This is a genomic window from Thalassospira sp. SM2505 (assembly GCF_054901115.1).
The window spans coordinates 1,419,627-1,430,282 of the sequence record NZ_CM142731.1 but is presented as its reverse complement, the minus strand read 5'-3'; the positions used below and the strand labels follow the sequence as shown (position 1 = coordinate 1,430,282).

9 protein-coding genes are annotated in these 10,656 nt (G+C 55.7%); all 9 read left to right on the top strand.

What is annotated here, in order from left to right; genetic code table 11:
- The first annotated feature begins 35 nt into the window (after nucleotides 1-35).
- The 9 genes from ACTU44_RS06435 (at nucleotide 36) to ACTU44_RS06395 (ending at nucleotide 10,651) form a co-directional block, all read left to right on the top strand.
- A complete protein-coding gene (locus ACTU44_RS06435; protein ID WP_462096982.1) occupies nucleotides 36-1,466 on the top strand; it encodes a UDP-N-acetylmuramoyl-tripeptide--D-alanyl-D-alanine ligase in 1,431 nt (476 codons plus the stop codon).
- 24 nt (nucleotides 1,467-1,490) lie between these two features.
- Nucleotides 1,491-2,579 carry a phospho-N-acetylmuramoyl-pentapeptide-transferase gene (gene mraY / locus ACTU44_RS06430; RefSeq protein WP_114099567.1) on the top strand — a complete coding sequence of 363 codons (1,089 nt, stop codon included), beginning with the start codon at nucleotides 1,491-1,493 and terminating at the stop codon, nucleotides 2,577-2,579.
- Between the two features lie 12 nt (nucleotides 2,580-2,591).
- Complete coding sequence (gene murD, locus ACTU44_RS06425; protein WP_462096981.1) at nucleotides 2,592-3,998, top strand: UDP-N-acetylmuramoyl-L-alanine--D-glutamate ligase; 1,407 nt, start codon at nucleotides 2,592-2,594, stop codon at nucleotides 3,996-3,998.
- Entirely contained in the window at nucleotides 3,995-5,134 is a 1,140-nt protein-coding gene (gene ftsW, locus ACTU44_RS06420) for a putative lipid II flippase FtsW (protein WP_114099569.1), read from the top strand. The genes murD and ftsW overlap by 4 nt, the downstream gene beginning before the upstream one ends.
- Before the next feature lie 167 nt (nucleotides 5,135-5,301).
- The gene (murG, locus tag ACTU44_RS06415) at nucleotides 5,302-6,498 is read left to right on the top strand and encodes an undecaprenyldiphospho-muramoylpentapeptide beta-N-acetylglucosaminyltransferase (protein WP_336080290.1); all 1,197 of its coding nucleotides are present in this window, start codon (nucleotides 5,302-5,304) and stop codon (nucleotides 6,496-6,498) included.
- 11 nt (nucleotides 6,499-6,509) lie between these two features.
- Nucleotides 6,510-7,919 (top strand): UDP-N-acetylmuramate--L-alanine ligase, encoded by a 1,410-nt coding sequence (gene murC / locus ACTU44_RS06410; RefSeq protein ID WP_462096980.1) that lies wholly within the window; start codon nucleotides 6,510-6,512, stop codon nucleotides 7,917-7,919.
- A gap of 7 nt (nucleotides 7,920-7,926) precedes the next feature.
- Complete coding sequence (gene murB, locus ACTU44_RS06405) at nucleotides 7,927-8,871, top strand: UDP-N-acetylmuramate dehydrogenase (protein WP_462096979.1); 945 nt, start codon at nucleotides 7,927-7,929, stop codon at nucleotides 8,869-8,871.
- Entirely contained in the window at nucleotides 8,868-9,782 is a 915-nt protein-coding gene (locus ACTU44_RS06400; protein ID WP_114099573.1) for a D-alanine--D-alanine ligase, read from the top strand. The genes murB and ACTU44_RS06400 overlap by 4 nt, the downstream gene beginning before the upstream one ends.
- Nucleotides 9,770-10,651, top strand: coding sequence for a cell division protein FtsQ/DivIB (locus tag ACTU44_RS06395; RefSeq protein ID WP_258548790.1), 882 nt, complete (start codon nucleotides 9,770-9,772; stop codon nucleotides 10,649-10,651). Before ACTU44_RS06400 ends, ACTU44_RS06395 begins: the two co-directional genes overlap by 13 nt.
- Nucleotides 10,652-10,656 lie beyond the last annotated feature (5 nt).

Sequence of the window (10,656 nt, the reverse complement as noted above, 5' to 3'; positions counted from 1 at the left end):
GGCCGTGACGGCCTGAGCGAAATGAAAGTGACGTTATGACGAAGGCTGTTTTATGGACGGCGAAAGATGCCGAAACCGCAACCGGTGGCAAAACGACCGGTAACTGGTCGGTATCCGGCATCTCGATTGACAGCCGAAAAGTCAGCAAGGGTGATCTTTTCATCGCGCTTAAAGGCCCGAACTTCGACGGCCACAAATTTGCGCAAGCCTCCCTTGATGCCGGTGCAAGTGCCGTGATGGTATCTGATGCTGCAGGCATCACCGACACCGACAAAGTCCTTCTGGTTGATGACACCCTTGATGCGCTGGTACGACTTGGCCTCGCCGGACGTGCGCGCAGCAATGCCAAAATCGTCGCCATTACTGGCAGCGTCGGCAAGACCGGGACCAAGGAAGCACTCAAATATGTGCTTTCCCAGCAAGGAAAAACCCATGCAAGCCCGGCAAGCTTCAACAACCATTGGGGCGTGCCTATCAGTCTGGCGACGCTTCCGGTTGACGCACAATACGGTGTTTTTGAAATCGGCATGAACCATCCCGGCGAAATCAGCCCGCTGGTCAAGATGGTCAAACCGTCCGTTGCCCTGATCACCACCGTGGTCGGTGCGCATACCGAGTTCTTCAAGGACGAAGCCGAAATTGCCATGGCAAAGGCTGAAATCTATGACGGTCTTGAGTCCGATGGCGTCGTGGTTTTGAACCGCGACAACATGCATTATTTCGCCCTCGCACGTCGCGCCAAGGAACTTGGCCTGAGCAACATCAAATGCTTTGGCACCGACGCGATGGCCAATTATCGCCTGTTTGAAGCCAATATTGTCACCGATGGCAGTGCTGTACGTGCCCGTGTTGGTGGCCGCGATCTTGAATATTTCATTGGCTGTCCGGGCGAACACTGGGTTCTCAATTCTCTTGCAGTTCTGGGCTGTGTGGATGCGATTGGTGCAGACCCGCTGCGCGCGGCACAGGATCTGGCCGATGTCACCCCGCCTTCCGGGCGTGGCGAAATCTCGACCGTCAAGGTTCCGTCAGGCGACGGCACGTTTACCCTGATTGATGATGCCTATAACGCCAATCCGACATCGATGATGGCCGGGATCAAGGTTCTGGCACAAAGCAGACCTGGCGAAGGTGGTCGCAAGATCGCCGTTGTCGGTGATATGCGCGAACTGGGTGACGATGCGATCCGCATGCATGCCGATCTGCACCATCCCCTGACCGCAATGGAAATTGACCGGGTGTATTCGGTCGGCCCGTTGATGGCTGAACTGGATAAAACCCTGCCCGCTGAACGCAATGCCGGTCATTTTGACACCGCCGAAGACGCGATCGAGCCGATTAAGGCCGATTTACGCGCCGGTGACGTGGTTTTGGTCAAAGGATCGCTTGGCATTTACGTTTCGAAAATTGTATCGGCCCTAAAATCATGTGGCGTGGTGGAAAAGTCCACAACCGTACAGGATTAAGTCGCAGAAGGAACGACCAGAGCAATGCTCTATAATCTGCTTTATCAACTGTCTGATCAGATGCCGGTATTGAACCTGTTTCGGTACATTACCTTCCGGACGGGCGGTGCGATCATTACATCGCTGATCCTTGCATTTGTGCTGGGTCCGTCCCTGATCAACTGGTTGCGTTCCAAGCAAAGCGAAGGACAGCCGATCCGTGAAGATGGTCCAGAAAGTCACCTTCTGACGAAAAAAGGCACGCCGACCATGGGCGGGCTTTTGTTGTTGCTCTCGACATCGATTGCAACCCTGCTTTGGGCTGATTTGACCAATGCCTATGTCTGGGCAGTTTTGCTGGTCACCATCGGGTATGGCTTCCTTGGTTTTCTTGACGATTACCTCAAGGTTTCCAAGAAAAACACCAAGGGCCTTCCGGGCAAGCTCAAACTGCTGGGCCAGTTTTCAATTGCGGCCCTTGCAGCATGGTGGATTTCCTATAACACCGCAGATCCGCTTTCGACGGCGCTAGCCTTCCCGTTCTTCAAGAATTTCCTGCTCGATCTTGGCTGGTTCTTTGTGCCGTTTGCGATGTTTGTCATGGTCGGCGCATCAAACTCGGTCAACCTGACGGATGGTCTTGACGGATTGGCCATCGTACCAGTGATGATTGCAGCGGCAAGCTTTGCCCTGATCACCTATCTGATCGGTAACATTCAGTTCGCCGAATATCTTCAGGTCCATTATGTCGCCGGATCGGGCGAGCTGACCATCTTCCTTGGTGCCCTTGTCGGGGCAGGCCTTGGCTTCCTGTGGTACAACGCCCCGCCTGCAATGGTGTTTATGGGAGATACTGGGTCGCTTGCCCTTGGCGGTGCGCTGGGCGCAGTTTCGGTCGTCACCAAACACGAACTGGTTCTGGCAATTATTGGCGGTCTGTTTGTTCTTGAGACCCTTTCTGTGATCATTCAGGTCGGGTCATTCAAGCTGACAGGCAAGCGCGTGTTCCGCATGGCACCGCTTCATCACCATTTCGAGAAAAAAGGCTGGCAGGAACCGACCATCGTGATCCGTTTCTGGATCATTGCAGTGATTCTGGCCCTTGTCGGCCTTGCCACCCTGAAACTCCGGTAAGGATGCCCTATCGTGATTGATCTTTCGCATCTGCGCGGCAAAACCGTTGCGGTACTGGGTCTGGGGAAGTCCGGACTGGCCAGCGTAAAAGCATTGATCAATTCAGGTGCCATTGTCTGGGCATGGGATGATAACGCGCATGGTCGCGAACTGCTTGAACCGCTTGGTCTTGCGCCGATCAATCTGGCCGAATGCGATTGGGCCGAACCCGACATGCTGGTCATTAGCCCCGGCATTCCGTCGACCTTTCCGACCCCGCATCCCGCCGCCGAAAAGGCCCGCCGGGCAGGCAAGCCGATCATTTGCGATGTCGAGTTGCTATGCACCGCACAGCCGGACGTCCCGACACTGGCGATCACCGGTACCAATGGCAAATCAACGACGACGGCGCTGACTGCTCATATCATTGCGAATGCCGGGATCAAAACCCAGGCTGGCGGCAATCTGGGCAATGCCGCCCTTGGTCTTGATCCGGCGACCGCTGATGACTGCCTTGTTCTAGAACTGTCGTCCTATCAGCTTGATCTTCTTGAGCAAGCCGCGTTTGACGCTTGTGCGCTTTTGAACATCACGCCGGACCATCTGGATCGTCACGGCGGAATGGATGGCTATATCGGTGCGAAACGCCAGATCTTTGCCCGGAACAAGGGCCCCAAATGGGCGATCATTTCCGTTGATGATGAACCATGTGCCAAGATGGCGGTTGAGCTTGCCCGCGAAGGCGGACGCCATATCATCGAAGTTTCTGTCAAGCAACCGGTCGATCACGGCATCTATGTTGATGAAAATGGCTGGCTGATTGATGATCTTAGCGGTGCTGCAACACCGATCCTTGATCTTGCGACGGTCACACACATGCCGGGCAAACATAACTGGCAAAATATTGCCTTTGCCTATGGCCTGTGCCGGGCACGCGGTGTTGATGCAACGCGCATCATTGACGGCATCATGACCTTCCCTGGTCTTGCACATCGTCAGGAACGGTTGGGCAGCATCGGGAATGTCATTTTCGTCAATGACAGCAAAGCGACCAACGCCGAAGCATCGGCAAAGGCACTGTCAGCCTATCAGAACATCTACTGGATTGTTGGTGGCAAACCAAAAGAAGGCGGGATCAACGGTCTTGAGGAGTTTTATCCTCATATCAAAAAGGCCTATCTGATCGGCGAGGCCGCTGATGCCTTTGCCGCGGCCCTTGATGGCGATGTGCCATGGGAAAAATGCAAAACCCTTGATGTGGCAACAAACGCCGCCTTTAACGACGCCCGATCCGGTGGCGATGACGCACCTGTGGTGATGCTGACCCCGGCCTGCGCATCCTTTGACCAGTTCAAAAGCTTTGAAGCCCGCGGCGATGCATTCCGCGATCTGTATTCCCAGTTGGCCAATGCCAACGCATCCGGGAAGGTCGGCGCATGAAGTCCCTGTTTGGAAACAACACCAACATCGCCTTTTCACGTGCAGACACGTCTGTTCTGGGCATCTGGTGGTGGACCGTTGATCGCTGGTTGCTGGCCGCAATCATTTTGTTGATGGGGATCGGCGCGCTTCTGGTCATGTCGGCAAGCCCGCCGGTAGCTGACCGCATCAATGTCGACAGCTTCCACTTTGTGACCCGCCAGTTCGTGTTCCTTGGCATGGCGGTCGTCTGTATGTTTGGCATTTCACTTTTACCGGTGAAATGGGTCAGACGACTGGCATCCGTCATGTTTTTAGGTGTGATTTTCCTTTTGATCATCACCCCGTTTATCGGTTCTGACATCAAGGGTGCGGTGCGCTGGATCAACGTTGCGGGAATTAACCTGCAACCATCCGAATTCCTGAAACCCGCCTTTGCAGTTGTCGTTGCATGGATGTTCGCCGAAGGTCGTCTGAACCCGAACTTTCCGGGCTATATCGTCAGCTGTTTGATGCTCGCAGTTTGTATTTTCCTGTTGATGATCCAGCCCGACTTTGGTCAGACGGTGGTTGTGACCTCGATCTGGTCCGTACAGATTTTCCTGGCTGGTCTTCCGATCATTCTGGTGTTCTGTCTCGGGCTTGGCGCCGTTGGCCTTGCTGTTAGTGCCTATCTGATCTTGCCGCACGTTCAGTCACGTGTGGACCGCTTCCTTGATCCGGCATCGGGTGACAACTATCAGATCGAACGATCCATGGAAGCCTTCATGAGTGGCGGCGTCATGGGGCGTGGCCCCGGTGAAGGCTGGGTCAAGAACTCCATCCCGGATGCCCATTCCGACTTTATCTTTGCCGTGGCTGGCGAGGAATTCGGATTGCTGTTCTGCGTGCTGGTGGTGGGTGTCTTTACCTTTATCATCATGCGCGGGCTTTCGCGCCTGATGGGAGAACGCAACCTGTTTGTGGTGCTGGCTGTGAGCGGCATTCTGGTTCAGTTCGGCCTGCAAGCCGTGATCAATATGGCATCGACCCTGCAACTTGTGCCGCCAAAAGGCATGACCTTGCCATTCGTTTCCTATGGCGGTTCGGCCACCATCGGTATTGCTATTGGCATGGGGTTTGTGCTTGCGCTCACCCGGAAACGTCCGGGCGAATAGCTGCGTATCAATGGTTCTTTTGCCTGAACTGAAATTTCTGCATCAAAACGACAAAATCCGACCTTATTCCATTCCCGGTTTGAAGGGATATTAACCTTTGTCGGGTTCTGATGGGGGGGAACTGTCCGGGGTCTCCCCGGTGCTGTGTCGTTTTAGATGTGGACAAGATGACTGACTTCACAAAACTTGATATTTCCGCCTCCGAGACCCCGCTTGCGGGTCAGGTGATAGCTGTGACGTCAGGCGGAACCGGCGGGCATATGTTCCCCGCTGTTGCCTTGTCCAAATCACTGGTTCGACGTGGTGCGAGGGTACTGTTTTTTACCGATGCCCGCGCAGCACGCTATACCGAGGGCGTTGAAGGTGTCGAGACCATCATCCTTCCCGCAGGTGGCATTGCCGGTAAAGGCATCAAGGGACGTCTGACCGGGGCACTTCGTCTGGGGCTTGGCACGCTTAAGGCACGCTCTCTGATCAAGAAGGCAAAGCCCGCCGCTGTTATCGGCTTTGGTGGTTATGCCTCGATCCCGGCAACCATGTCGGCCAAGTGGCTTGGGATCCCCTATGCCATTCACGAACAGAACGCGGTTCTTGGCCGGGCGAACCGACTGGTGGCAAGCCATGCCGAACGCATTGCCACATCCTTTGCCAAAGTCACCATGATCGCGCCAAGCGACGAAGCCAAGGTGATCTGGACGGGCAACCCGGTGCGTGCCGAAGTCGCAGCCCTTGCCGTTAGCGAGTATCACGCCCCGGAAAGCGACGGTCCGATCCGACTTTTGATCACTGGTGGTTCACAGGGCGCGCGTATTCTTTCCGAAGTTCTTCCAGATGCGTTGGTCAGTCTGCCCGAAGACATTCGCAAACGCCTTCATGTCACCCAGCAAGCCCGCGACGAGGATATCGATGCAGTGCGCGAGACCTATGATGGCTCGATGATTGACGTGACCCTGGCATCCTTCATCAACGACATTCCGGAAAAATTGCGGGACTGTCATCTGGTGATTGCACGATCCGGGGCATCAACAGTTGCCGAACTCACGGCGGCGGGACGTCCGGGTTTTCTGGTTCCCCTGCCCCATGCCATTGATGATCATCAACGTTTTAATGCCCAGCAGGTCGAAGAGGCCGGTGGCGCATGGTTGCTGCCACAGGATCGCTTTACCAGCGAACTGGTTTCAGAACGGCTGGCGAAACTTTTAACCAATCCCGCGGCCTTGACGCGCGCCGCAAAGGCCGCCAAAAGCAGCGGTCGCGCCAATGCTGCCGAACGGCTGGCCGATATGGTGCTTGATATGCTGGGACTGAACCCGGCCGGAAGCCCGAATAACGAGAACATGGGCAAAGACCCCCAAAAGGTATGAGGAGACATGCAATGAACACCCTGCCGCTCAACATCGGCACCATCCACTTTGTCGGTATTGGTGGCATCGGCATGTCCGGTATTGCCGAAATTCTCCATAACCTTGGCTATTCGGTTCAGGGATCGGATATCTCTGACAATGCCAATGTCCAGCGCCTGCGCAATCTTGGCATCAAGGTTTTTGTCGGTCATCAGGGATCGAATATCCAGGACGCCAAGGTGGTTGTGATTTCCACTGCGGTCAAAGCCAGCAATCCCGAAGTCGTTGCCGCGCGCGCCGAAATGATCCCGGTGGTCCGCCGCGCTGAAATGCTGGCCGAACTCATGCGCCTTAAGGCGGCAATTGCCATTGGCGGCACCCACGGTAAAACCACGACGACCTCGCTGGTTGCAACCATGCTTGATGCCGCCGGGCTTGATCCGACCGTGATCAATGGCGGGATCATCAATTCGTATGGCACCAATGCGCGCCTTGGCGAAGGTGACTGGATGGTGGTCGAGGCCGATGAGTCTGATGGTACCTTTGTCAAAGTCCCGTCGACCATTTCGGTTGTGACCAATATTGATCCCGAACATCTGGACCACTGGAAAGATTTCGATCAGCTGCGCGAGGCCTTCAAGAACTTCGTTCAGAACATTCCGTTCTATGGCTTTGCCGTTCTGTGCATTGACCATCCCGAAGTTCAGGCCCTGATTGGCAAGGTGACGGATCGCCGCATCTTTACATTCGGTTTCTCGCCGCAGGCTGATGTGCGCGCGGTAAATGTGCGCACCAATATTGGCGAAAGCATCTTTGATGTTGTCATCCGCGAACGCGTCGATAGCGAAGAACGCGTGATCAGGGATGTCCGCCTGCCGATGGTTGGCGATCACAACGTTTCGAACTCGCTGGCCGCAATCACGGTTGCGCTTGAACTCGGCATTCCGGACGAAAAGATCGTATCAGCCTTTGACGGCTTTACCGGCGTCAAGCGCCGCTTCACCAAGACCGGTGAAGTCGATGGCGTGACCATCATTGACGATTACGGTCACCACCCGGTCGAAATCAAGGCCGTGCTGAAAGCTGCCCGTCAGGCCACACAGAATAACGTCATTGCTGTTGTACAGCCGCACCGCTATTCGCGCCTGCATGATCTGTTTGAAGATTTCTGCACCTGCTTTAACGATGCCGACAGTGTCATTGTCGCCGATGTCTATGAAGCAGGCGAAAGCCCGATTGAAGGCGCATCGCGTGATGCACTGGTCGAAGGATTGCGCAACCGAGGCCACCGCCATGTCAGCGCCCTTGAAGGACCGGACAAGCTTGCCGAGATCATCGCACAGGATGCCAAACCGGGTGACCTTGTGGTCTGCCTTGGTGCCGGATCCATCAGCGCATGGGCCAATGCCCTGCCCGCACAACTCGAAGCCCTGAAGAACTGAGAGACGCATGAGCACGCCGGGACACCACACGCCACTGATCGACCGCCTGCCCAAGGTTCGGGGCAAGCTGCGTGAAGGCGCGCAATTGGCCAAGGTCACCTGGTTTCAGGTTGGCGGTCCGGCCGATGTGATGTTCCGCCCGGCCGACGAAGCCGATCTTGCCGACTTCCTTAGGGGCAAACCCGACGACATGCCGGTGACTGTGATCGGCGTCGGATCAAACCTTCTGGTTCGGGATGGTGGTATTCGCGGCGCTGTCATTCGACTTGGCCGTCCGTTTACCGACGCCGTCGTCAAGGATGGCGATCTGCATGTCGGGGCCGGTGCGCTTGATCTTAACGTCGCGCAGGTCGCCCAGCAGGCTGGCATCGCCGGTCTTGAATTCCTGTCGGGCATTCCGGGTACGATTGGTGGTGCACTTCGCATGAATGCAGGTGCCTATGGCAGCGAAATCAAGGATGTGCTGATTTCTGCCACCGCCATTGACGGCAAGGGCACGACTCATACCGTCACCCCTGATGAAATGGGCATGTCTTATCGTCACTGCGATCTGCCCGAAGACTGGGTTTTCACATCCGCCATCTTGCGCGGAACGCCGGGGGATCCCGCCGATATCGCCAGGCGCATGGATGAAATCGCAGAAGCCCGTTCCGGATCGCAACCGATCAAGTCACGCACCGGCGGATCGACATTTGCCAATCCGCTGCCCGATCGCGCCTGGGAGGTCATTGATGCCGCCGGGTGCCGTGGCCTTACCATCGGTGGCGCGCAGATGTCCGAACAGCATTGCAATTTCATGATCAATACCGGTGATGCCACCGCCCTTGATCTTGAGCAGCTGGGCGATGAAGTCCGCAGACGGGTTAAACAACATAGCGGCGTTGAGCTGCGCTGGGAAATCCGGCGCATCGGTGAACGCCTTGGCCACTCGATCATAGGAAAAGACGCATGAGCAAACATGTCGCTGTCATTCTGGGCGGTTGGTCAGCAGAACGTGAAGTATCCCTGTCTTCGGGGCGCGAATGCGCCAAGGCGCTGCGCGAAAAGGGATATGACGTCACCGAAATTGACGCCACCCGTGATCTTGCCGGGCAGCTGACCGCTATTGATCCCAAACCGGATGTGATTTTCAACGCCCTGCATGGTCGCTGGGGCGAAGACGGTGCGGTTCAGGGGCTGCTTGAAATTCTGAACATTCCCTATACCCATTCAGGCGTGCGTGCATCGGCGATTGCCATGGATAAAATGTCGGCAAAGGCAATGTTTGCCGAATATGAAATTCCCTGTGCCCGCCATGTCTGGGTCACGCGTGGTGATATCGCCAATGGCAAGGCACTGCCACCGCCCTATGTTCTTAAACCCAACAATGAAGGGTCATCTGTCGGGGTTGAAATCATCCTCACCCCTGAAGAAGAACAGAACATGCTGGCGCGTGACTGGGTCCATGGCGACGGCATCATGCAGGAAGAATTCATTCCCGGCCGTGAAATGACTGTTGCCGTCAAGGATGGCAAGGCGATGGAAGTCATTGAAATCCTGACGGGCAATCATGCCTTTTACGATTTTGAATCCAAATACGCCCAGGGCGGGTCCGAACATATCGTACCAGCCGACATTCACAGTGACCTGCGCGACCGCCTGCAACGCCATGCAGAGGAAGCCTATCGTGCGCTTGGGTGCCGTGGCGTTGCACGTGCTGACTTCCGCTATGACCCGGAACAGGATCGGCTGGCGATCCTTGAAATCAACACCCAGCCGGGCATGACGCCGACCTCACTGGTTCCCGATGCGGCACGTCATGACGGCATGAGCTTTGCCGATATCGTTGCATGGATGGTGGAGGATGCTTCATGCGAACGCTAGGCACGATTGGCACGCTTGAAGAACAGGCGCGCGAACGCCGCGAAAAGCTTGATAAAAAGCATGGCATTGCATCCAACCTTAAACGGGTTGCCCGCGTCATGTGGTGGACGGGCTTTGTCGGGGCAATCACCATCATTCCGGCAGCACTTTGGTATACCGGCAAGGCTGACAAATGGATTGCCATCGGTCAGGACGAAAGTGTTCGCCTTTCGGCTGAACTGGGCATGACGGTCAAAAATATCGAAGTATCGGGACGCGAAAAAACCGATACCAATGCGCTGCTGGCCGCCATCGGGCAAAAGCCCGGCACGCCGATCATAACATTTGATGTTGATGCCGCGCGTGAACGCATCGAACAACTGTCATGGGTGCGTACAGCCACCGTCGAACGTCAGTTGCCCGATACGCTGATCGTGTCGATTGTTGAACGCAAACCGCTTGCGCTTTGGCAAACCGAAGACCGCGGGCACGTTCTGATTGATGGCGATGGCGAGCAACTTCAGAACTATGAACTCGGCGATTATCTTGATCTGCCGGTTCTGGTTGGCGATGATGCCCCGCAACATGCGGCCGAAATGCTTCAGACCATTCAAAGCATTCCCGATCTTTACGGCATGGTCACCGGCGCACAGCGCATTGGTCATCGTCGCTGGAACATTCAGCTGTCAAACGGCATGTTCATTCGCCTGCCCGAACACGACATGGACAAGGCCTGGCAACGCCTTGAGACGCTTGTTCGTCAGCATGACCTGCTTGAACGCGATGTATTGATTGTTGATCTGCGCTTGCCAGATCGAACCTTTGTTCGCCTGACACCCGGGGCGGCGGAAAATCGCCGCAATCCCCCAAAGAAGGAGGGAGCGGTCTAGAACGA